The organism is Bacillus sp. FSL K6-1012 (assembly GCF_037964915.1).
Classification (GTDB): Bacteria; Bacillota; Bacilli; order Bacillales; family Bacillaceae; genus Bacillus; species Bacillus halotolerans.
On record NZ_CP150175.1, the window covers coordinates 2,705,597 to 2,727,878 of the forward strand.

The following is a 22,282-nucleotide window of genomic DNA, read 5'->3' on the forward strand; positions in this document are numbered from 1 at the left end:
CCGAGTGGGCTTTTTTATTGCGCATTTTTAAATTCAAAACCAAGTTGCTCCCTTAGATATCTTTCCAAGTTCTCTCTGAGAATGATTTCGCCGCCATCAATTACATAATCATCAACTGGTGTTACTTCATCACCGTAAAAATCTATTTGCACATCCGTTTCAGTCAACTTATCGTGCCAGTTGTTTATGACAATTGGATTTTCGACCATTCTTACTCTCCTCTCTGAATTTGTCTGCACGTCTATCCCATAACAGATGGAATTCTCTATTGTTACGAATCATCGCACACCATTTACGAACCTCCAAAGCAGTTGCAGGCTTATGAACAAAATGAACCATCATCCTATACACCTGCTCACTACAGTTAAGTTGATACCTTGCTGTTGCATTTTCAATGCCGTTTCATAAAGACGTCCTTTGTTTGCCAGCCGGCTAATATCCTCAGTAAGAACCTTGATGCTTCCAGCAAGACTAATCGCTTCTTCATAATCACCATCACGTAATGCCTCTGACAGCATGATTGATAGCTCTTCTGCTGATTCGATTTTTCTTTTTGCGATAGGAACATCTGACTTCAAGAAATGATTAGTATTCATACTGAAACCGCCTTCCTTCCTTCTTGTTTTGCCATAGCAACTTGATCAACTAGAGCTTTCCGCGTCCACCTATCTGCAAGCTCCTGCATTTTCAACCCGTGAGTACGAACAAGTGAATAAATCAATGTTTTGTTAGCCGCAATCAAATCAAAAATCTGTTTAATATCAGCCATCGGCAGTTCCTCTGTTTTACCTGGTCGGTTATCCGTAAGCCAACGGGCTAAATGTTTGGTTGCTTGTAATGCTTCCTCCAATTGGTGAACCATATTAATCACCGCATTACTTGCACATTCATTAAGTGCCGGATCAATAGGAGCAGCCGCTGTGGGATGAAGTTTAAATAAGTAATGGACAAGATCAATATGTTCATAGGCATCGCACTTCTCAAACCACTTGATACATAACTCTGGAGTGAGCTTGGCAAGTCCATTTTCAACATCTGAAACATACCTTTGATCCTTACCTCCGATTAATTTGCCGATTTGGTATTGGGAAAGACCTGCAGCCTTACGGGCACTACGCATAATCTGCGGTAAATTCCGCATGTTGTATGGGTTGTTCTCCATATGTTTGCCTCCTGATATATTCGATTTTCAGTTTTAAAATTGAAGTTAATAGACCATGCTGGATATAAATGACTTAGGCTGATTCCTTTTTCTTTTGTTGTGCTAACTTTTCTTGATGTTCATTCATTCGCTGAACAAGTATGCCACTGAGATATTTGTAAGCTTTGGCCTCTGCCTGTTCAAACAGCGGTCCTTTTTTCAAGATGACTTTCATAATTAAAAGGCCTCCTTTGTGAATTCTACTCATGCTGAATCCTTAGAATTATGTTTCGTTTCGTTACATACATCATCAAAAAAAATAGTCCAATCAAAGCCTAATTTCTCTCCTATTTTTTTTGAGACAATAACACTAGGGTTCCTAGTACCATTTTCTATCATAGTGTAGTATGCTCTACCAATCTGTGCAGCTTTGGCAACTTCTTTTTGAGTCAACCCTTTTTCTAAGCGGTTTTTCTTAAGCCATTTTCTCATCAGGTTTCACCCCCTTAATCAGAAAATGTAACGTTTCGTTACTTAGATAATAGTATCGATCCGTTACATTGTCAACACATTTTCATAAAAAAGTATCGTTTTGTTACTAAAACTTATATGTAACTCTTTGTTACGTTACAATGAGATATAGAATAAAAACAAAAGTCAGGTGATTAAAATGTTCTCCGAGAACTTGAAAAAGTGCAGAAAACAAAAGAAACTAACCCAACAAAATATGGCTGATAAACTTGGAATTACTCGGCCTGCCTACACCGCCTATGAACTAGGTAGTCGTGAGCCTGACTATAAAACCTTAATTAATATTTCAAACATACTTGATGTTTCTTTGGATTATCTTCTTAAAGGAGAAAGCAATGAAAAAGTATTTCAGGATGAAGCAAAAAAAGTGTTAAATGATCCTGAAACATTCCTTGCAGCTAAAGACGGTGAAGTAACTGATGAAATCTTACAGGCTGCTTTGGAGATTATAACGGAGCAATTAAAGGAAAGACGGAAATCAGATAAATAAACGCAGTTAGTTTATTATTATTTATTTCTGTTTATTATGTTTAATTATGTTTACTAATAAGATTTAGATTCTCATTTATATCTCAATAATAACCTCATTTATAAAGTGATTTTCGAATCCCTTACAAACCCTTACATGGCAAGGGTTTTTGTTGTTTTTCTCATTTATATTTTCATTTATGTTTCTTTTATATTCTCATGTAAAAAAATTGAGCGTTTATTGTGAGGGAAATTGCAGAGTATCGAAATGGGAAAAGAGGGCTTCTTGTTAAAAACCTTGCAAAGTATATGTGAAAAAAATAAACAATACAATTATCGTAACAACAATAATTGTTTCTTTAATAAAATTTTTATTATCTTCATTCTCTTGTTTCTTTTTTTTAATCTCTTCTCTGTATTTTCTTTGAACCTCTTTCTTCTTATCATTATTTTTCATGATTAAACTCCTTTGAAGTCCATTTATTTCCCTTGCCCCTATCATTTGCAATTGTAATAATTCACTAATGATTACACCAACAAAAAAGGATCGGCAAGGGCTTTTCACTCAATGGTAACCAGCATAAGCACTAGCTGGACAGGTTTCAGGGTGTATCTAATCTTTTAGGTTCCATTTCCTGCAACTGAACCAAAAACTTCCTTATGAAGAACATTCTCTTCTCTGTTGTGGGGATGCTACCAAAAATAGTAGGCAAACTGATAGCGGTATAAAAAACAGCTCATTAAATGCCATACTGGAACTGTCTTTGATTTTTGGATTTATTTTCAGATGCAGCTATTGCTATCCGTTAGTTTAATTAGAACTCAGATAATCCAAGACACGGTCAACTCTTTCATTGACTGAGCAGTCGCCTTCAATCTTTAGCACTGGACAAGATAAATCTGCCATCCAATGTTCATGCAAAGCTCTACTTCTAACTTCCATTCCAGCATTATCATATAAAGAAGCCCACTCTAAAAATGTTTTTGATTGTTCATATTTACTGCCACCGGCTAACACTTCGTTTCCATAACGCTGAAATTCCCTGTGCCTTAGTCTCTCAAGCCGTATATCTTGTGGAATCCATAAGAAGACGACAAGGTCAAAATAACTTTTTAGATTATCGCCCCAGCCACACACTGCACCAGAAAGAATCCATTTCTCATTTATTGTTAAGTCTTTTTCAAGCAACTTTCTTCTTTCAGGAATTTCTCTTTTTTTAGTGAATTTATCTAACCAATAGTAATTATCAGTATCAAGATGCGTATGAGGCAAACGCTTTGATAATGCAGCACCCAATGTCGAAGTTCCGACACCAGAGGCTCCCAATATGTGAATATTTTTTTTCATACTTCCCCTCCTTATTAATCAACCAAACTCCCTGTTTGTTTCATAAGGTACTTACTATTATTTTGACATAAATCCCTAAAGACCTTTACTTTTCTAGAGAAATCCAGATGCGTGTTAAAATCATAATACTTACGAAAACAGTCATTATTAAACGGATTCATATTCCATCTCCTTAGACGCATTTTCCTATGAAAAAAGTCTTGATTTCCATATAATATTTAAACGAATCCAATTTTTAGATTGTCGTCTTTAAGGAGGTTTTTTATCTTGAGGTATACAAACAGTCATTTAGAGGATTGGATTGAAAACTTATACAGAAAGATTGATATTACAGAACCTGAACAAATTAATTTCGAACGGATTGCTGAGTCATTAGATATCAGGCTTTCGTTTAAACCTGTTACAAGCTTCGCACTTAAACACAGCGGAATTTATAACATATGCTTGGACAGCCGAAAAAGCCGTATTGAACAATGGTATGATTTTGCTCATGAATTTTGCCATATATATAGACATGAAGGCGATAAAAAAACAATGCCTGTAACTTGGACTGATTATTTAGAGTGGCAGTCCAATTATTTTACATATCACTTTTGCATTCCAACTTTCATGTTGCGTAATATTAATCTTTCGTACATACAATCACATGCAATTGAAAATGTAGCTTGGTTATTTAAGGTATCCCCTTCATTCGCTAAGAAACGTTTGAACCTTTACTACAGTAAGCTGACTCAACATTTATTAGCCAAACAATTGCGGGAAATCTGTGCACCCCCCTTTTGTAATTAATAATGAAATCCTCATGCATTTACGCGCATTGAAAAAAACAAAAAAAGATGTGTCCCTTCATGATCCGATCGGGCAGGATAAAGAAGGGAATGAAATAAGCCTGATCGATGTCCTGAAATCAGAAAATGAAGACGTGATTGATACGATCCAGCTCAATATGGAGCTTGAAAAAGTGAAGCAATACATTGACATTTTAGATGACCGTGAGAAAGAAGTGATTGTCGGGCGGTTTGGGCTTGATTTAAAGAAGGAAAAAACGCAGCGTGAGATTGCCAAAGAACTCGGTATTTCGCGCAGCTATGTATCACGGATTGAGAAACGGGCGCTGATGAAGATGTTCCATGAGTTCTACCGGGCGGAAAAGGAAAAGCGGAAGAAAGCGAAGGGGAAATAATGCAGAAGAAGCCGGATCTAATATGCCGGCTTTCTCTTATTCATTTACATGCTTCTTTTAAAACTTTCGAAACTAATGGAGACAGAATATACGATAGAGGTATGAAAATGCTTCCAGCTAACCGCTTGTCTCACTCTCTCAACTCGTCAGCACTGATAAGCTCAATTATCATTTCCGAGAAAGACGGTCAGGACCTTAGCAAACTTTAGTCCTTTACTCGCATTCTCCCTCAAGCGATTCTAAGTCGGACGTTCTAAAAGCTCGTCAGAAAATCGTTCATGCCTCAGCACATCCTTAGTCCCTGCTTTCTTATGCAGTCCTCGATCTGGCTGTCAATACTCGATTCCTCGATCCCTTGATCGCTTGTTCCTCGGTTGATACCCTTACATATATTGCTATCACCCTGGATCTTCTTCCTATAACGTTTTATTAAATATTGATAGCAATCGTTAATGCATTTGTCAGCTTGCGGTCCCTCGATGATTATTACCTTCATAAAATGCATCACCCCTTGGGTAATGCTATGTAATAACTGTTTGTCCTAATGAAGTGATTTTCAATGAGTGGAGTGTAAAAAAGCAGTAAAAAAACTAACGGTTTTTCACTACACTCAATAGGTCCTCACATGGTAAATCCTCATAGCATTTCCATTTTCCTCTCTTATGTCTCTTAAATTTTCACAGACAGATAAAAGGTTCAAAAATTTAACTTTGCAAGGTGATTACATCGGCAGAAATTTTAGGATATATTATACATATGAGAATGAATCTTTAATAAGAGGAAATGAATTTCCAGTACGAATTTTCATTTTGGGCTTGCTGGGTACACTAGGTATCATTTTATTAGCAGGTGTAGAATAGGGGGAGATGCATAAATGAAAAATATTTTTAATCAATTGCATTTAGAGGAAATTTTAAATCGTATTGACAAATTAAGCCCAATTTGCAAGCCTAAATGGGGTAAAATGGATGTTCCCCAAATGTTAGCACATTTCTCATCCTTTCAAGACATTCCAATGGGACTTTCTTTTCCAGCGAGAGGTTGGTTAGGAATATTAATAGGAAACTTTGTGAAACCAATTTTTTATAATGACAAGCCATTAGCCCAAAATATGTCCACGATTCCTGACATTTTGATAGTAGATGAAAAAGAATTTGAAACAGAGAAGGAAATACTGAAACAAAAAATTATAACTTTCCAAAGTAATGGTCCAGAGAAGTGTACGACTCATCCACATCCTTTTTTCGGTAAACTTACTTCTGAGCAATGGGGAAAAGGAATATACAAGCATCTTGACCATCATTTAAAACAATTTGGAGTTTAGTAAGATTTTAGAAATATAAATAATGATGACCAAACAGAAAAGTAACAAAATGCTTTAACTGCTTAGAAATAAAAAATCATTCTATTGTTAAAAATACAATTCTTTCTTCAACTAAAGAGTAATCCCTGCTTTCTTTATACAGATTTCGCTCTAGCTTTCGTTACTTTATCACTTGTTCCTCGGTCGATACCCTTACATATATGGCTATCACCCTGGATCTCCTTCCTATAAAGTTTTATTAAATAATGATAGCAATCGTTAATGTATTTGCCAGCTTGCGGTCCCTCGATGATTATCACCTTCATAAAATGCATCACCCCTTGGGTAATGCTATGTAACAGCTGTTTGTCCAAATGAGGAGATTTTAAATTAAACTACAGTGTTATTAAACGTTTCAATGTATATGCAGAAAATAAAAAACACCGATAATTTGAAACAATTGATGTTTTGTTGAGACATTTCTACACTCCTTAGATCCTCAATAGGAGAGATTTTATTTTCTAATCAAAGCCTTAAATCAAAATTAGCTTATTATCGTTTACAAAGATTTATTCTCATTTTAAAAATGAAATAGCGTTTTTATTGCCAGTTATTAATGCAATTTCAACAATACAAATTTTTGTTGAGGGGACTATTTAAGAAAACAGAAGTAGGGCAAAAATTAGAAGAAAACCTGGTATATAACAGAATACTGCCCCTATAGTAAATAAAAAAGCTACCACATTGGTAGCCTGATCTTAAAGTAACTTGCTTTTCGAATTAAGATTATCCTCATACGGTAGGTATTAAAATAACCAGTGATAAACAAAAAATTCCTCTCTTGAAAAGTTTGAGCTTAAGGGCTTGTATAGGTTAAAGAAATCATTAAGTACACTTTTTCGTCTGAACGGTTTATGTACGTATGAATCTCTTCACCTTTAAATTTAATGACATCCCACTTGTTGAGTTGGTGTTTTTCCTCTCCAACTTTCATTTCCAATTGACCATTTAATACAAGTACGATTTCTTCAGATCCAGCCAAATGTGACTCACTGTACTCACTGTTTGGATCGATACATGCTCTATACCATTCAACCGTGCCAAGTGCCTTAAACAATGGGTTGATAAACCAATCATTATTTTGTCCCGCAAAGTGATGGGGAGGCACAAATCGGTGTACTTCAATTTCCTCTTCAAAAGTTAGTAAAGATGCTAATGGAATATTTAATCCTCTACATATTTTCCATAAGACATTTATTGTTGGGTTCGCTTCGCCTCTTTCAATTTTACCTAGAGTTAATTTACTGACATTGCTTAAGTTAGATAACTCTTCCAAGCTAATTTTTTTACTTCTTCGAATTCCTCTAAGTTTAATCCCTACCTGATTGGATAAGTCAATATTTTCTTCCTTCACTTTTTCACACCTTTCGCATTGATTCTATCTACAAAATATATTATAGTATACCAAAGATGTAACTATAGTATACATCCAAACAAAAAAGTTAACTATATTATATCAAATAATCATCTAAAATCGTAAAAGGAGCGTTTATAATTATGAAAAAAAAGGGAAACATTTATATAATTTGGAGCATCTTTTCTTTGTTTGTTATATCCATGAGCTTACGTGCTTCCATTACATCAATCTCTCCAGTTTTAAAAACTATTCAGGCAGACTTACAAATGTCTAATGTTTCGGTTAGTTTACTTACAGCCCTCCCAGTTTTTTGTATGGGGGTATTTGCTCCTGTGGCTGCAAAGCTTAGTCAACGATGGGGAATTGAATTGACCATTGCATTTTCAGTCTTATTAATTGGACTAGCAACAGCGTTGCGCTTTATGGCAACCTTCCCTTTTCTATTATTAATGACGGCTGTACTTACCGGAATTGGAATTGCAATAGCCGGTCCACTTATCTCTGGATATATAAAAAAACAATTTCCTAAATATTCATCTTCAATGATTGGTGTTTATTCAGCTGGCATGGGCGTTGGAGCATCCTTAAGTTCTGGGTTGGTAGTGCCCGCTATGCATTCTTTTAATAATTCTTGGAACATCGCTTTAGCAATATGGGCTTTATTCGCTGGAATTGGAATAATTGTTTGGATGCCAATCATTAAAAAATCTAAACTAAAGAAAAGTGTAGAAGGGGAGTCTGTAAAACAAAAAAACCAATTACCTTGGAGAAATCGATATGTATGGCTGCTAATGGTGATTTTTGGCCTACAGTCTGGCATGTATTATTCTTTTGCAACATGGCTAGCTCCAAAAGTACAAGAAGTAGGTTTTAGTGCCACATATGCAGCAACAACTGCTACTGTTTTTTCAATCATACAGATGATTTTCAGCTTCATCATCCCTATTTTAATTAATAATAATCCAAATAGAAAACCTTGGATTATTCTATGTGCTTTATGTTATTTTATCGGGATAATCACGTTAATAGCTGGAAGTATTTCACCCATTATTAGTGCTATTTTGACTGGGATTGGTGCCGGAGGGTTATTTCCAATAGCGATGATCCTTCCTTTAGACGCAACAACTACACCAAGAGATGCTAGTCAATGGACTGCTATGATTCAATTCGGTGGTTACATTATAAGTGGCGCTGTCCCTATACTTGTTGGGGCTGCAAAAGATATAACAAACTCTTATAATTTTGCATTCTTTTTATTACTTTTTATTTCAATCATATTAATGCTATTAACTTTAAAAGTTAGAAAGAAGAAAGAATCTAATTTTCAAATAAATGAGTTGAAAACAACAAGCACGTAATATTTTTAACACTTTAAAAACTACCTGAAATAATAAACCCAGCTTCTATTGTAAAGATGAAGGTGGGTTTATTATTTGGAAAATTACTCAAAACTATGTTATGCACCAACTCGATATGCGGCAATTTTGAATCCATCCTTATCCTTAAGCAATTCAAAGCCGGACGTTCTAAAAGCTCCCCAAAGCTTCATCGGCATACTTCAGCACATCCTTAGTCCCTGCTTTCTTTATACAGGCCAGGCCTCTATCTGGCTGTCGATGCTTGACCCCTTGATCGCTTGTTTCTCGGTCGATACCTACATATATCGCCATCATTCTTTAAGCCAATATGTTTATTACTTACTGTTCTCCCTCTTCATGGGATGCAGCTAGCGAGTAATCTTACTCCATTTTCAATTTCTTCAATTGATAATCCACCAAATCCCAACATGATATAGGAATCATTTTCGGGGTTTGGATTAAGCCAAAACCTTGACGGAGAATATACTTTGACACCTTTTTGGAAACCAGCTTCGATCAACTCGAAGGCTGTTACGCCTTTTAGTTTCAATAAGATATGTAAGCCTGACTTTTCTCCAACAATTTTTACTTGATTGCCCATATACTGTTCAATGCTCCTTAACAGAGTCTGATGTTTTCTTTGATAAATCTTGCGCATTCTTCGTATATGCCTCTCAAATTCCCCGGATTGCATAAACATGGCCATAGCCCTCTGAATAATAGGAGAAGCAGATTGCTTGTAAGCTGCGAACTTTCGTGAATATTGAACCATTAGAGAGGATGGAAATACAATATAACTTAATCGAGCTGAAGGTAGAAATGATTTAGAAAATGTACCTAAATAAATAACCCTTTCCTCTTCATCCAATGATTTCAGTGAAGGAATCGGCTGTCCCCTGTATCGAAACTCGCTGTCATAATCATCCTCAATAATGTATCCCCCAGTTTGATAAGCCCATTTTAGTAAACGCATTCTTTTCGATATGGACATAATCATACCAAATGGAAATTGGTGAGAAGGCGTTAAATACACTGCTTTTGCCTTGCTCATTTGAATATGCTCCATTGACAATCCGTCCTTCTCAAGAGGCACTGGTTCAATTTGGCATCCTTGGTCTTTTAAGACTGATCGAACTCCACTGTAACCGGGTTCTTCCATGGCCACGGTTTTTTCCTGAAGTGCTAAAAGACGGCAGATTAACGCCATGGAGGCTTGTGTTCCGGCCGTTACAAGAATCTGTTCCGGTGTAGAGCGTACACCTCTGGATTGAAGCAGATAGTTTGAAATCTCTCTCCTCAATGCAAAGTCACCCTGATTTTCTCCATAATGAAATACTTGATCAACTGCGTCTGACAGACATTTTTTCCACTGCTTCAAGGGAAACTTCTCCAGATCGATGTTTCCATATTTAAAATCCACAAGGACCTCGCTTGATTGTTTACTTTCCAACCTAATAGGATGTTCCACAACAATCGGATGTAGTAAAGGTTTCTCAATCTCAGCTACCCATATTCCACTTTTAGGGACACTTTCTAGGTATCCCTCTGATTGTAGCTGCTGATATGCTGTCTCAACCGTGTTTCGGCTAACCTTTAAATGAGCCGTTAGCTGACGAATTGATGGCATCTTCATTCCTGGCAAGAGCCTACCTTCCTCAATTTCATTCTTAATCCAATGATACAATTGACTATATAACGGCTCAGACGACTCCCTATGTAAAAATGGGGTAATTTCCACTGTTAACCCTCCATCTGTCCCTATTGTTTTTTTAAATTCTGTCACTTTTATTAGGTACAGAAATTCTCTAAAATGATTTTATCATTTATAAAGAAAGTTGGGATAAAAAAAATGCATAATATCCGCCAATAAAATTAGTATGTACAGATAATAAGAGGATTGATTTTACTCAGATACGATCGGTTAAATTGTTTGGATTATTCTTGAACTAGGTACTTTATTGGGAGAATTCTTACGCTGATGGAATCCCCAAAAGTAGAGAAATCAATCTTATTAAACATTCAATGTAATATTAACAAGCATAAGTTCCCTACTTCGTGGGTTGATCTAAGAAAGGATATGTTAAGTATGCAAATTAACCAATTTGGACAAAAAATCGGTGAGCCAGTTGAGGGCTATCAACATCCACTAGTTCCAACAAGAAACACAATAGCAGGAAAATACTGTACGTTAGAAAAGGTATCAATGAAGCATTTTGATGATCTGTACAAAAATGTTTATGGACCCGAGAGTGACGATAAACAATGGACCTATCTGCCAACCGAAAAATTTACAAGTGAAAAGGAATTCGAAATTTTCTTATCAAAATTAATAAAATCAGAAGATCCTTTTTACTATGCAATAGTTGACAATGACACTAACGTAGCACTGGGCTCTTTTTCACTAATGAGGATCAATATCGAAAATAGTTCAGTGGAAGTTGGACATGTAATATACTCTGAAAGACTAAAAAAAACTAGAATTGCTACTGAAGCACAGTTTCTACTGGCGCGTTACGTATTCGAAGAGCTGCACTATAGACGTTATGAATGGAAATGTGATAGTTTAAACGATCCTTCTAGAAAGGCAGCTCTAAGATTGGGATTTCAATATGAAGGAACTTTTAGGCAAGCACTTGTATACAAACAAAGAAATAGAGATACAGCTTGGTTTTCGATAATTGATAAAGAATGGCCCAATATAAAAAATCGGTTCGAAAAGTGGCTTTTGGAGAGCAATTTTGATGAATATGGAAATCAAATTTCAAAACTAGACAACCAGTTTTGAAACGAGAAATTAATTTATCCATTTTTATGATGTTTCAAAACAGATCCGCGGCTTTTTGCTCTCGAAGTTTTTTCATGGCCACCGGGCGTTGCAAGTGGGACTTCCCCTACAGATTTGACTCCACCAACCGTGGCAGAAATCGGTAGCACCTGGTATGGAGCTTCATTTCAACGTACTGGTGTTAATACAGAGTGCAAGCTTCTGATGCTTGCACATGCATTTGATTCGTGGAATACTATCAGAGTCACACTGAAAACTGACGCTCGTAACATACGTTCACGTTCTGCTATACAAAGGCTTGGTGCTACTTTTGAAGGCATTCGCAGGGCACATCTCCCTGCAAGTAATGGTAGCATTAGGGATACAGCTTACTTTTCAATCATTGCCAAGGAATGGCCTGCTGTCCGCACAAATCTCAAAGATCGGCTTGAAAAATATAACTGAGTAAAGCGAACGAGAATCAGAGTGTAATGAACATAAGCCTGAGCCTCTAGTTGAACAGGAATCCGGCTTTAATGAAAAGTGGCTTAGCGTGACAGGAAATTTGACTTTTTTAGTTTGAAGTTAAGCTTTGTGCAAAAAATCCATGTTTCCTAATGTCACTTTTGATATTTTAGGATTTGGAAATAAAAACAATCCTATGACCCCTTATACATGTATCTCGGCTGAACCCCAAATAGACTTTGTTCCGTGGTCATGTATCTGTTGAAAAAGCTGAATCTTTTTTGGCTTCTTGTACCTTTTGGGTACTAAGCACAAAACTTACGATTGCTGCAACGCTACAAACATATGGAAGTGAAGAATATCCCCAATTAGATATGACATAACCCCCAATCATTGAACCAATGGTAATACCAATATACAGAGCTGTATTATTCCATGCCATAACAATTCCTCGTTCTTTTGGATATTCCACTGCTAATCTTGCTTGGTATGATGTAAATCCTGCATACCCAACTAAAGCCCATATAAAAAGAAAGAAATAAATCCAATCACCAGATGAGAAGAATATCCCTAAACAAATGAGTATTAAAATTAACAAAATTAGCGTAACCTTCGAAATTTTCTCTTCTCCAAATTTATCTGTTAATTGCCCACTTGTAAGGCTCCCTAAAACAGCACCGACACCATAAAAAGCAACAGCTAATGCGATTTCTGATGACGAGAATTTATTTTTAGAGTAAAGAGCTGCACCTAAATAAACATAAAGGGTATACATTGAAATCGCCCAAATGGTAGTAACACTTACAGAACCAAGTATTCTTAGCAGATTTCCTTCTAACAGGTTTCTTGTTAAACCATTTTTAGGAATAGATTCCCATGTTTTAAAATTCACTGCCGCCAATACGGCTCCTATGATTGCCATTACAACAAATACTGAGCGCCATCCAAGAAAATGCTCTAATAACGTACCGATTGGCGCTCCTGCCCAAAGAGCCGTCAAGTGTCCTGAGACAACAATCGAAAGCCATGTTCCTCTTCGGTTAGGCGGGGCAGTATCTCCAATGATTGCGTATATCAAAGGAGTGATTGAAGCAACGGATAAACCAGCTAAAATACGGCTAACAATCAACCATAAAAATGAAGGAGAAAATGCAGTTAGCATATTAGAAATAGCGAACAGCAATAAGCCAAATGTAATCAATGTTCTCCGTTCTTTGATATCTGAAAGCCAACCGAAGCAAGGAGCCGAAAAAGCATATGTAACTGCAAAAACAGTTACCATCCATCCAGTGGTTGATGCACTAACTTTATATACTTCCGAAATAAACGGTAATAATGGGGATACCACAAATAAATCAGTACCCATTAGAAACAAAGTTATCCAACCAACGCTTAAACTTATCCTCCCTTGCAACTTCATATAATCCCCCATATGAAAAAATATTTTTACATGTATATTCTCTAGGGGGCATAAAAGAACTTTATGTAAGTGGTACACCCCCATAAAATGAGACAAATAAAAACACCGATAGTTTGAAACAACCAGTGTTTTCTCGGACAATTACTTCGGCCATTAGGTCCTAAGTAATTTTGAAGTCATTCATTACATCTTTTTACACAGTTTTATATTTTATGCACAAAAATGGGTACAAGTTCAGCAATCATCCAAAATAGAAATAAAAGGTCTGATCACCTTTCTCTTTATGCATAACTTGTTCTGCAGCAATTTTAAAATCACTTTTGAAGCACTGTCTTCATCTACGAAGTGAGTTTTTAATGAGCTAATCCTCAAAACCACTTAATTCACCATCGAGAGATTTTCCATGAGAACTAAAAAGTTATTGCGGTCTCACCGAAAATTTAAATTGCGGTGCCCTATTGCCTTTTTCTCTCCCCAAAAGTAAAGGTTATTCCTCAAGGATTTAAAGGGGGGATACTAATTATATCGCATTTGATTCCATTGTTTCTGTTGATATCAAATAAAAAAACCTCCATTTCTGAAGGAGGTTGAATGTAATATTATCAAGTTTGAAAACGATCAGAGGCAATATGAAATGTGTTTTGAGTTTGATTTTCTGTTAAGTTGGATCCGAAACTACACACTAAAACAAGTGACAAACCCAGGATTAGGCATACCTTCTTTTTAAAAGTCATACAGGCATTCTCCCCTTTGAATTTGTGTTTGAGTCTCAAGCATTTTCTGATGATATACATAGGATGTTTCAAATTCTTTTGAGTTTGCGTAAGCAGCTGCGGTCTCACAGGCAATGTCTTCAATATATGAATAGTTCTTATTTTTTTCTAAGTATTCTATTGTTTTATTAACACCTTGTTGGTCCACTGCATCGACATAAAGAGCTTTTAAATATCCCTGTAATTTTGCGAAAAGCTCATCACCTTGATAAAGAGCTGCTGACAAACCTTTCTTACTTACTTGGATAGCCTCATTCATTTTTCCTTGTTTAAAAAGGATTTTTGCATAAGAAAATAAAGAATGTGGCAAGTTTGTGAGCTTTTCTTTTTCTGTAATCTCCACTGCTTGCTTTATGTATACTTCCGCCTGCTCGTAATCACCACTATCAGCAAAATTAGTGCCTAAATTATATAGTGCAGAACTAATCAACCTTTTGTTATTCAATTCCCTAGATAACTCTAATGCCTTTTCAAGATGCGGCTGACTTTTTTCGTAATGTTTAAAATCAGTATAATTCCCTGAGATAACAAACATACATTGAACTTTTCGCACCTTATAAAGTTCATATTGATTATAAATATCCAATGCTTGTTTAACGTGATGCATAGACACATGACTTTGCTTCATACCATAATATGCTTCAGCTAACTTAAAATGAAACTCTGCCCTTTCGATCTCATCAGGGACATGTATAAGCTGCTTTTCAGCTTCTCTATAATAGTAAATAGCTTTCATGTATTGCTTCTTATCAAACTCGTACATCCCTCTGAAAAACAGAGAATAATATGACAAAAGACCAGATATGCCTTTATTTGAAGTCTCAATTTTTTCAAGAAGTTCGTCAATAGTTGGTCTTATACGTGTTGTTACGGGTTCCAAATAATCTAACATGAGTTGATGACGGAATTTCATTAGGGAGAAGTAAATGAGTAAATACTCATCTTCCTCCATCCGTTGGATTTCTTGCTCCACCTCTGCCTTTAAAATCTCTGCATCCGGGACACTAAATTGACGTATCATTTTATACCATTCATTGATCTTTACGCCAACTTCTGACGATGATAAAACCGGATTCACAGGACCCCTCCTTTTATGTCTTTTTATGTAATATTCTAACATTTCCAAAAAGTGTTTGAACCGCAAAAAAACCGCAAACTTTTTCTTCGGTACCTTTGATATGATTAACCAAGATAATTTTAGGCTCGTTTCTCTCCTCTTACATTATTGAACATAAAAATATGAGTATGTCTTGAAGAGATTTCTTCGCTTCTTTGTTCTAATTTCTTAAATATAAAAGAGAAGGCACATCTCTGCTTCCTAAACTTATTCCCACAAAAAATAGGAGCAGTTCACATGTTAGTTACTGCTCTACATAGTTTATTCCCCGTTAATTCGTTTTACAATGTATTCAGCATCATTTCCTACGCCTTGAAGCAATGCTGAACCTCGCCTATGCTGCCAAGGCAAACCTATAAAGTACAATCCTTCTACAGGTGAAACACCTCTATGATGTATGATTCGACCTTCTTTATTCAAAACACCTTTTATATTTATCCATTTAAGGGGATTCCTAAAACCTGTAGCCCAAATAATATTGTTTACTTCTAATGAAGATGAATCTTTAAAAATGATTTCATTTTGCTTTCCAGCTACGACTCTTGTTTTTAACATAATCTCCCTCTGTTTTATTGCATGTTTTAATTCATACCCAAATATTGAATCATCTTTCTTTTGAATGAATTTGCCTAATATCGATGTATGACTTGCATGTAAAACTCCTAATTTATCAAACCACCAAAAGATGCTTCTTTTTCCGATCAATAAAGGCAAATAAACAAGTTTATTACTACAGGCTAAATATGTAACTCTTTCTTTGGATAATTCAACAGCTATCTGCGCACCACTATTCCCCCCACCAACTACTAGTACATTTCCATGTACCAATTGTTTTGAATTCTTATATTGTGACGAGTGTAGTTGATTAATATTATCAGCTAAATCTTTTGATATTGATGGAATATTAGGGGTATGAAAAGGACCTGTAGCAATGACAAGATTCTTTGATTGATATTCTCCCTGATTTGTTTTTATTAAGAAATAATTCTTTGATTTTAGAACACTTATTACATCTGTCTGTAATTGGATTGGAATATCAAATCTTTCAACATATTTCTTTAGATAAGCTACAATTTCATCTTTTGAAGGAAATCCGTTTTTTTCTCCTTCAAGATGCATCCCAGGCAAAGAGCTATACATTCGAGAAGTAAATAAAACCAATGAGTCATACCGTTCTGTCCAGCTCTCCCCAACCCCCTGACTTTTATCCAAAATGATAAACTTTTGGTCGGTCTGCTTAAGATAATATCCTATTGAGACTCCTGCTTGACCAGCTCCAATTACTATCGTGTCATACATATTAAGCCTCCCACTAATTTTATTCATACGAGAGATAGACTAAAACTGAACCTCATCAGATAAAAATTTTAATGATGATGGTGGTCATGCGGCTTCTCAATTGTGGCCTGACAAAGGATCGCATTGTCATGATTATGTGCTTCTGTTTCCATTTGAATGGTTACATGCGTAATGCCTTTATGCTCAAGCTCATGTTCAATTTTGCGTAAAATATTTTCACTTTCTGAAATGGTCAGCTGATCGTCAACCACAGCGTGGCAAGAAAGAGCATTTAATCCACTTGTGATAGACCATATGTGTAAATCATGAATGTTTTGAATTCCCTCTGTCTCTTCAATTGCACGAATGATGTCAGTGACATCAATATGTTCTGGAGTTCCTTCCATTAATATGTGAATGGAACTTTTAGTCACATTGTAACCACTTCTTAGAACAAGAATAGCCACAATCATACTAGCCAATGGGTCTGCCCAGCCCCATCCAAAGAAGATGATAAGTATGGCAGCTAGAATGGCACCTACAGAGCCGAGCATATCGCTTATCACATGCAAATAAGCTCCTCTTATGTTCAGATTATTCTTTGTATCTCCGCCACTCATCATAATCCATGCGACTAATATATTCACAACTAACCCGATAATACTAATCGTAAGCATGCCAGTTGTTGCTACTTCTGGTGGGTTAGAGAAACGTTCGATTGCTTCATAAATGATATAAAGAGAAATAAGAATTAATGCAACACCGTTTATCACAGCAGCAAGAATCTCAAATCGTTTATAGCCGAATGTCTTATTGTGATTTGCCTTTTTTTCAGCTAATGTAAAAGCAATCAAGGCAACCATTAATGAAATTGAATCACTCAGCATATGGCCTGCATCTGATAAAAGCGCCAGACTATTTGTTAAAAATCCACCTATGGCTTCTATCATCATATAACCTGTAATCATGATAAAAGAGATCAATAAAACCTTTTTATTAGCTCCCGTAGTATGATTGTGACCCATAAAAATCTCCTCCTTAACGAAAGTTTCTTGATTCATATGCTTTATTATTTCTTATCTTTTATTGAGCATTCTAACCTGACACTAGAAATATCAATATATGATTACATGCTCATATAAGAATATATATGCTCTTTACTGAAATGTCAAAATATTTATTATAAAAATTCCAATACAGGTTCTTTTGTATTCAAATAAAATCAATTGATGCTTTTCTTAAAAATACTATTGCAACTTGATAACAACACCACGACGACTATCTGATAAGCAAAAAAAAGAGGAGCAAACACAAGGTTTACTCCTCTAACAGTCCCAACCCGTCACTTTCTACGTAGCATATAATCAAGATTCTTAATACCAAGACAAAAAGTTATTGCGGTCTCACCGAAAATTTAAATTGCGGTGCCCTATTGCCTTTTTCCGCGAAGGAAAACTTGTTAATATTTACATTACTAGTAGAGTTAAGGGAAGGGTGAATATCTTGATATCAATCACATCAGCTGAAGTGGGAATGAAGATTAATGAATGGCATAGGCATATTCAAAAATTCAACGTAACTGATGCTGAAATGTTAAAAGCTGAAATCGAACGTGATATAGAGGTGATGGAAGAAGATCAAGATTTGCTTATTTATTATCAATTAATGGCCTTTCGCCATAAAATTATGTTGGAATACACGCTGCATCTGATGAAAATCGAATGGAACTTTCAGAATATTTAAAGAAAATCGAGGGGCATAAGAAGAAGCTAGACAATATGCGAGCGTATTATTATAACTTCTTCCGCGGGATGTATGAGTTTAGAAACGGTGAATACACAAAGGCCATTACATATTACAAAAAAGCTGAACGCAAAATTCCAACGATCTCCGACAAGATTGAAAAAGCTGAGTTTTATTTTAAGTTATCCGAAGTCTATTATCATATGAAGATGACTCACATCTCAATGCACTACGCTGAACTTTCATACAACATCTATAAAAAACATGAACTTTATTCTGGTCGGCTTATTCAGTGCCATTTTGTTATTGCTGGCAACTACGATGACCTTGAAAATCATGAAAAAGCTCTCCCCCACCTTCAAGAAGCTTTAAAAGGTGCTGAGCTGCTTAAAAGTAAAAATACTCACATCTATGCCACCGCATTTTTCAATCTCGGTAACTGCTATCACAAAATGGACAACCTAAATAAGGCTGCACGTTACATCGAACAAGCTTTGGTTCAATACAGAAAAATAAACTCTGACGTACTTCCGCAAGCTTATCATGACCTAGCGTTGATTTATTTTAAACAAGGCAAAAAAGAACAAGCAATGGATTGCTTCCGCAAAGGAATCAGAAGCGCTGTAGATTTTAAAGACGAACTTTTTATGAACTTATTTGAAGCATTAGACGTTCTTTATATAAGAAATGGCGATACACCTAAACTCCTCAACATTTTTTCTCGTTTAGAGAACGGCAAAGGATACCCTTATCTGGAAGAGCTGGCATTGTTAGGAGGAAACCTTTTCGATTATAATGGAAAAATAGAGGATAGTATCATCTGTTTCAAGAAGATGGTATATGCTCAAAAGCAAATATCGAAAGGGGAATGCATGTATGAAATCTAAATTGTTTATCAGTTTATCCGCTGTTTTAATTGGACTTGCCTTTTTCGGATCTATGTCTAATGGCGAAATGAAGGAAGCATCCCGGAATGTAACTCTCGCACCTACTCATGAATTCCTTGTTTGATTCGATAAACAACATTAGTTCTAATTCCCTTTAGCCGTTTCATAACGGCTTTTTCTTATTTCTAATACTGAAAAAATCCATCATATACATAAAGCTTTTGAGGTGAAAATTTTGGACTTATTTGATGAATGCTTAGAAGCTCTAGAGAAAAACAAAGAAATCTTATCAGAAGAATTAACGGCAAAATATTATGAACTGCTTTCAAACAGTTTTCCCTTTACATCTTGGGGACGAATCAAGTGGGAAGAAGTTTGTTGTCACCAATCTATAGATTACGAGGAAGAGATTGACGAGTGGCTAGCTGAACACCATTTTAAAGATAGAAACATTATCATTCTTTGGGGTTACGGAGAACAACCAGCATTAAAAACCAGTCTTGAACATGCATTAAACGTAATTGATGATGTAACTGCCGTTGGTTCAGATACTTTTATGTTTAGTGAATCCGGCTACGTTATCGAATTTTTTCATGATGGCGATGTTACAATTGGAAAGTCCCCTTTCATTGAAAGGATTAGCAAATAGGTAAAATGACACAGATCGAATGATTCATTTCCACCATTTGATCCACATAACAGTTAGTTTCATCATTCTTCCATGGTAATATTTTGTTATATGATTAAATGAGAGGGTATGATTATGAAAGTCTTTGAAGCTAAAACACTTATGTCTGAAGCTACAGACCGCGCCAAAGAATATAAAGAACTAAGGACGCAAATGGTCAACTTGAGAAAAGCTTTACAAAGCGTCGCTGAACTGGACGACAGCGAATTCTCAGGTAAAGGCGCTAATAACATTAAAGCATTCTATCACGATCATGTTGGTGTCACTGATCAATGGATTGACTACATTGACATGAAAATCGCATTCTTTAACAGCATTGCCGGAGCTGTCGAAGACAAAGGTCTCTCTGATGCTTATATTGAAGAATCTTTTTTAGAACATGAACTGGCTAACGCCCATAAAAAATCAAAATCAATCATGTCTGAACAGAAAAAAGCCATGAAAGATGGGACTGACCCCATAAGATGAGACAAATAAAAAACACCTTCAAGTTTGAAAACGGATAGTTGTTATCCGAAATAAGACTTGGAGGTGTTTTTTGTATGGGAACAAGAGCGAGTTATCCGATTGAAGTCAAACAGAAGGCTGTAGAAATGAGATTGGCAGGTGTGCCTATGAAAGAGATCATGCAGGAATTGAATATCAAGAATAAGACGCAGGTTCAGACATGGGTTAGATGGCATAAGGCTGGGGAAACACATCGATTTGAACAGCCTGTTGGTAAGCAATACACTTACGGAAAAGGTCCGGAGTACTCTTCCGAATTAGAGAAACTGCAGGCTGAGAACCGTTATCTGAGACAACAAAATGAAGTTTTAAAAAAGTACAACGAATTGGAAAGGAAGTTGATAGTCAAACGTCAGTCGAACTTGTAGAAGTATTGCGCAACACAATGACCGTACAGAATATCTGTGTTCATTTAGGTATTTCACGAGCATCTTATTATCGTTGGAAAAAGAACCTGACGAAAGATCATCCCAAATGCCATTTGGAAAAACAAATCGGCACGTTGTGCCGAGAGCACAAGTATCGATATGGATATCGAAAAATTACAGCTATATTAAAAAAGGGAATGCGTATTAACCATAAAACGGTTCAGCGTATCATGCAGAAAAATCAGTGGCAGTGCCGGGTTAAGGTGAAAAAACGCAAGAAGAATGGGCAGCCATATGCCGTGGTCGATAACATATTGAATCGGAACTTTCAGTCTGATCGTCCTCTTGAAAAACTAGTAACGGACATCACATATTTGCCTTATGGACAGAAACAATTGTACCTTTCCAGTATATTGGATGTATACAATGGAGAAGTGATTGCTTTCACGATTGGAGATAAGCAGGACACAGACTTTGTCTTAAACACACTTGAGCAACTGCCAACACTGCCTCAGAACTGTGTGTTACATAGTGACCAAGGATCTGTGTATACATCTTATGAGTATCAGAAAGCTGTTAAAACAAAAGGCATTACCATGAGCATGTCCCGCAAAGGGACGCCCGCTGATAATGCCTCCATCGAATCGTTTCATTCCTCACTAAAGTCTGAAACGTTCTATCTTTACAGCATTGATCGAACCACGACCACCATCGTAGAACGCACTGTCAAAGAATACATTTATTATTATAACAACATTCGTATTCAAACGAAACGAAACAGCCAATCACCAATAAGCTATCGGCAATTAGCTGTATAAAAGGTGTTTTGATCCCTGTCTCAAAAACAGGGGTCAGTCCCTTAAATCATCGTTTTTTTTTACTATCCCCACTAGGACCTCAAGTTTTTCGCTAAGCTTTCTCCCAACCGGTTTTCTTTCCACATAATTGTAATACCGAAGCCAATGACCATAATGACAGCAGCGAAAAGATAAGGATAGTGGATGTTTACGTCAAATAATATTCCACCCATGGCTGGCCCACCGATATTACCTAAGCTCGTATAGGTTGAGTTCATTCCAGCAGCAAATCCTTGCTCTTTCCCGGCAGCTTTTGATAAAAAAGTCGTTAACGCCGGGCGAAGCAAGTCAAATGCGAGGAAGATGAAGCAAGTTACTGCCAGTACTGCTAAAAAGCTAGAGATTACAGTAGATGCCACCGCCAATATTGCACCTATAATTAACAATAATTGAATTAGTTTCTTTTCACCAAGTTTATCTACCATTTTTCCAAACATAAATAATTGAATAACAACTCCGAAGATTGAGCTGATTGTAATAATAGTTGCAATCTCCTTCGGCGTGAAGCCAAATTTATGATCAGAAAATAGGCTGAAAACTGTTTCATATGCTGATAATCCGAAAGCAAGTACAAATATAATGATAAATGTCTTACATAAAAAAGAAAGGCCAACATTTGAAACACTCTGTTGGTCTTTCTTTTAATCATACGTAAGAAAGTGATCT

Annotated in this window: 20 protein-coding genes and 10 pseudogenes; 12 read left to right on the top strand and 18 right to left on the bottom strand. The window is 36.1% G+C overall.

What is annotated here, in order from left to right; all coding sequences use genetic code 11:
• Positions 1–14: 14 nt before the first annotated feature.
• The 6 genes from NSS75_RS14035 to NSS75_RS14060 form a co-directional block, all read right to left on the bottom strand.
• Positions 15–209, bottom strand: a complete 195-nt coding sequence (locus NSS75_RS14035; RefSeq protein WP_339233464.1) for a hypothetical protein — start codon at positions 207–209, stop codon at positions 15–17.
• Positions 169–342 (bottom strand): hypothetical protein, encoded by a 174-nt coding sequence (locus tag NSS75_RS14040; protein WP_339233466.1) that lies wholly within the window; start codon positions 340–342, stop codon positions 169–171. Before NSS75_RS14040 ends, NSS75_RS14035 begins: the two co-directional genes overlap by 41 nt.
• Entirely contained in the window at positions 339–596 is a 258-nt protein-coding gene (locus NSS75_RS14045; protein ID WP_015714340.1) for a YqaH family protein, read from the bottom strand. Before NSS75_RS14045 ends, NSS75_RS14040 begins: the two co-directional genes overlap by 4 nt.
• Positions 593–1,162, bottom strand: a complete 570-nt coding sequence (locus tag NSS75_RS14050) for a helix-turn-helix transcriptional regulator (RefSeq protein WP_339233468.1) — start codon at positions 1,160–1,162, stop codon at positions 593–595. Before NSS75_RS14050 ends, NSS75_RS14045 begins: the two co-directional genes overlap by 4 nt.
• Positions 1,163–1,235: 73 nt before the next feature.
• Positions 1,236–1,376: a hypothetical protein gene (locus NSS75_RS14055; protein WP_032679254.1), complete on the bottom strand. Its 141-nt coding sequence runs from the start codon at positions 1,374–1,376 to the stop codon at positions 1,236–1,238.
• A 29-nt stretch (positions 1,377–1,405) separates the two neighbouring features.
• Positions 1,406–1,636, bottom strand: a complete 231-nt coding sequence (locus tag NSS75_RS14060; protein ID WP_339237646.1) for a helix-turn-helix transcriptional regulator — start codon at positions 1,634–1,636, stop codon at positions 1,406–1,408.
• Positions 1,637–1,811: 175 nt separating this feature from the next.
• Here NSS75_RS14060 and sknR point away from each other — a divergent pair, with 175 nt between their 5' ends.
• The gene (gene sknR, locus NSS75_RS14065; protein ID WP_004398704.1) at positions 1,812–2,162 is read left to right on the top strand and encodes a transcriptional regulator SknR; all 351 of its coding nucleotides are present in this window, start codon (positions 1,812–1,814) and stop codon (positions 2,160–2,162) included.
• A gap of 267 nt (positions 2,163–2,429) precedes the next feature.
• On the opposite strand, the gene NSS75_RS14070 is transcribed toward sknR, so the two are convergent.
• Together NSS75_RS14070 and NSS75_RS14075 are read right to left on the bottom strand one after the other, a co-directional pair.
• On the bottom strand, positions 2,430–2,597 hold the full coding sequence (locus NSS75_RS14070; protein ID WP_021480134.1) for a hypothetical protein: 168 nt from the start codon (positions 2,595–2,597) through the stop codon (positions 2,430–2,432).
• Positions 2,598–2,951: 354 nt separating this feature from the next.
• Positions 2,952–3,488, bottom strand: coding sequence for an AAA family ATPase (locus tag NSS75_RS14075; RefSeq protein WP_015251646.1), 537 nt, complete (start codon positions 3,486–3,488; stop codon positions 2,952–2,954).
• A 267-nt stretch (positions 3,489–3,755) separates the two neighbouring features.
• Between NSS75_RS14075 and NSS75_RS14080 the strand changes: the two are divergent.
• Together NSS75_RS14080 and NSS75_RS14085 are read left to right on the top strand one after the other, a co-directional pair.
• A pseudogene (locus NSS75_RS14080) lies at positions 3,756–4,273 on the top strand (ImmA/IrrE family metallo-endopeptidase).
• Between the two features lie 5 nt (positions 4,274–4,278).
• Positions 4,279–4,671 (top strand): annotated as a pseudogene (locus NSS75_RS14085) (sigma-70 family RNA polymerase sigma factor); the annotation flags it as partial.
• Between the two features lie 136 nt (positions 4,672–4,807).
• On the opposite strand, the pseudogene NSS75_RS14090 reads toward NSS75_RS14085, so the two are convergent.
• Both NSS75_RS14090 and NSS75_RS14095 read right to left on the bottom strand, forming a co-directional pair.
• Positions 4,808–5,073: pseudogene (locus NSS75_RS14090) on the bottom strand (recombinase family protein); the annotation flags it as partial.
• Positions 5,060–5,167, bottom strand: a pseudogene (locus NSS75_RS14095) (hypothetical protein); the annotation flags it as partial. The pseudogenes NSS75_RS14095 and NSS75_RS14090, both read right to left, overlap by 14 nt.
• Positions 5,168–5,545: 378 nt before the next feature.
• On the opposite strand from NSS75_RS14095, the gene NSS75_RS14100 reads away from it, so the two are divergent.
• The gene (locus NSS75_RS14100; protein ID WP_101861069.1) at positions 5,546–5,995 is read left to right on the top strand and encodes a DUF1569 domain-containing protein; all 450 of its coding nucleotides are present in this window, start codon (positions 5,546–5,548) and stop codon (positions 5,993–5,995) included.
• An 835-nt stretch (positions 5,996–6,830) separates the two neighbouring features.
• Here NSS75_RS14100 and NSS75_RS14105 read toward each other — a convergent pair.
• On the bottom strand, positions 6,831–7,388 hold the full coding sequence (locus NSS75_RS14105) for an XRE family transcriptional regulator (protein WP_101861070.1): 558 nt from the start codon (positions 7,386–7,388) through the stop codon (positions 6,831–6,833).
• Between the two features lie 143 nt (positions 7,389–7,531).
• Here NSS75_RS14105 and wzy point away from each other — a divergent pair, with 143 nt between their 5' ends.
• Positions 7,532–8,749 (top strand): O-antigen polysaccharide polymerase Wzy, encoded by a 1,218-nt coding sequence (wzy, locus tag NSS75_RS14110; RefSeq protein WP_106020130.1) that lies wholly within the window; start codon positions 7,532–7,534, stop codon positions 8,747–8,749.
• A gap of 142 nt (positions 8,750–8,891) precedes the next feature.
• Here wzy and NSS75_RS14115 read toward each other — a convergent pair.
• Together NSS75_RS14115 and NSS75_RS14120 are read right to left on the bottom strand one after the other, a co-directional pair.
• Positions 8,892–9,064, bottom strand: a pseudogene (locus NSS75_RS14115) (recombinase family protein); the annotation flags it as partial.
• A 40-nt stretch (positions 9,065–9,104) separates the two neighbouring features.
• A complete protein-coding gene (locus tag NSS75_RS14120; RefSeq protein ID WP_024122193.1) occupies positions 9,105–10,487 on the bottom strand; it encodes a PLP-dependent aminotransferase family protein in 1,383 nt (460 codons plus the stop codon).
• Positions 10,488–10,835: 348 nt separating this feature from the next.
• Between NSS75_RS14120 and NSS75_RS14125 the strand changes: the two genes are divergently transcribed.
• Positions 10,836–11,534: a GNAT family protein gene (locus NSS75_RS14125; RefSeq protein WP_219620031.1), complete on the top strand. Its 699-nt coding sequence runs from the start codon at positions 10,836–10,838 to the stop codon at positions 11,532–11,534.
• Between the two features lie 123 nt (positions 11,535–11,657).
• Positions 11,658–11,978: pseudogene (locus NSS75_RS14130) on the top strand (GNAT family protein); the annotation flags it as partial.
• Positions 11,979–12,228: 250 nt separating this feature from the next.
• On the opposite strand, the gene NSS75_RS14135 reads toward NSS75_RS14130, so the two are convergent.
• The 4 genes from NSS75_RS14135 to czcD form a co-directional block, all read right to left on the bottom strand.
• Positions 12,229–13,398 carry an MFS transporter gene (locus tag NSS75_RS14135; RefSeq protein ID WP_127696745.1) on the bottom strand — a complete coding sequence of 390 codons (1,170 nt, stop codon included), beginning with the start codon at positions 13,396–13,398 and terminating at the stop codon, positions 12,229–12,231.
• A 723-nt stretch (positions 13,399–14,121) separates the two neighbouring features.
• Positions 14,122–15,249 (bottom strand): Rap family tetratricopeptide repeat protein, encoded by a 1,128-nt coding sequence (locus tag NSS75_RS14140; protein ID WP_101861074.1) that lies wholly within the window; start codon positions 15,247–15,249, stop codon positions 14,122–14,124.
• Positions 15,250–15,549: 300 nt separating this feature from the next.
• Positions 15,550–16,587 (bottom strand): NAD(P)/FAD-dependent oxidoreductase, encoded by a 1,038-nt coding sequence (locus NSS75_RS14145; RefSeq protein ID WP_103672616.1) that lies wholly within the window; start codon positions 16,585–16,587, stop codon positions 15,550–15,552.
• Between the two features lie 68 nt (positions 16,588–16,655).
• Entirely contained in the window at positions 16,656–17,591 is a 936-nt protein-coding gene (gene czcD / locus NSS75_RS14150) for a CDF family zinc transporter CzcD (protein ID WP_101861076.1), read from the bottom strand.
• A 478-nt stretch (positions 17,592–18,069) separates the two neighbouring features.
• On the opposite strand from czcD, the pseudogene rapE reads away from it, so the two are divergent.
• From rapE to NSS75_RS14175, 5 genes and pseudogenes are all read left to right on the top strand, one after another.
• Positions 18,070–19,196: pseudogene (gene rapE / locus NSS75_RS14155) on the top strand (response regulator aspartate phosphatase RapE).
• Positions 19,186–19,320 carry a phosphatase RapE inhibitor PhrE gene (gene phrE, locus NSS75_RS14160; protein ID WP_014114495.1) on the top strand — a complete coding sequence of 45 codons (135 nt, stop codon included), beginning with the start codon at positions 19,186–19,188 and terminating at the stop codon, positions 19,318–19,320. Before rapE ends, phrE begins: the two are co-directional and overlap by 11 nt.
• Positions 19,321–19,431: 111 nt before the next feature.
• Positions 19,432–19,591: pseudogene (locus NSS75_RS14165) on the top strand (hypothetical protein).
• A 368-nt stretch (positions 19,592–19,959) separates the two neighbouring features.
• Positions 19,960–20,331 (top strand): annotated as a pseudogene (locus NSS75_RS14170) (T7SS effector LXG polymorphic toxin); the annotation flags it as partial.
• A gap of 95 nt (positions 20,332–20,426) precedes the next feature.
• Positions 20,427–21,577 (top strand): IS3 family transposase gene (locus tag NSS75_RS14175; RefSeq protein ID WP_339233480.1). Its coding sequence is split into 2 segments (ribosomal slippage): positions 20,427–20,700 and positions 20,700–21,577, totalling 1,152 coding nucleotides; the frame shifts between segments, so codons are not numbered across the junction.
• 71 nt (positions 21,578–21,648) lie between these two features.
• Here NSS75_RS14175 and NSS75_RS14180 read toward each other — a convergent pair.
• Positions 21,649–22,203 (bottom strand): annotated as a pseudogene (locus NSS75_RS14180) (MFS transporter); the annotation flags it as partial.
• Positions 22,204–22,282 lie beyond the last annotated feature (79 nt).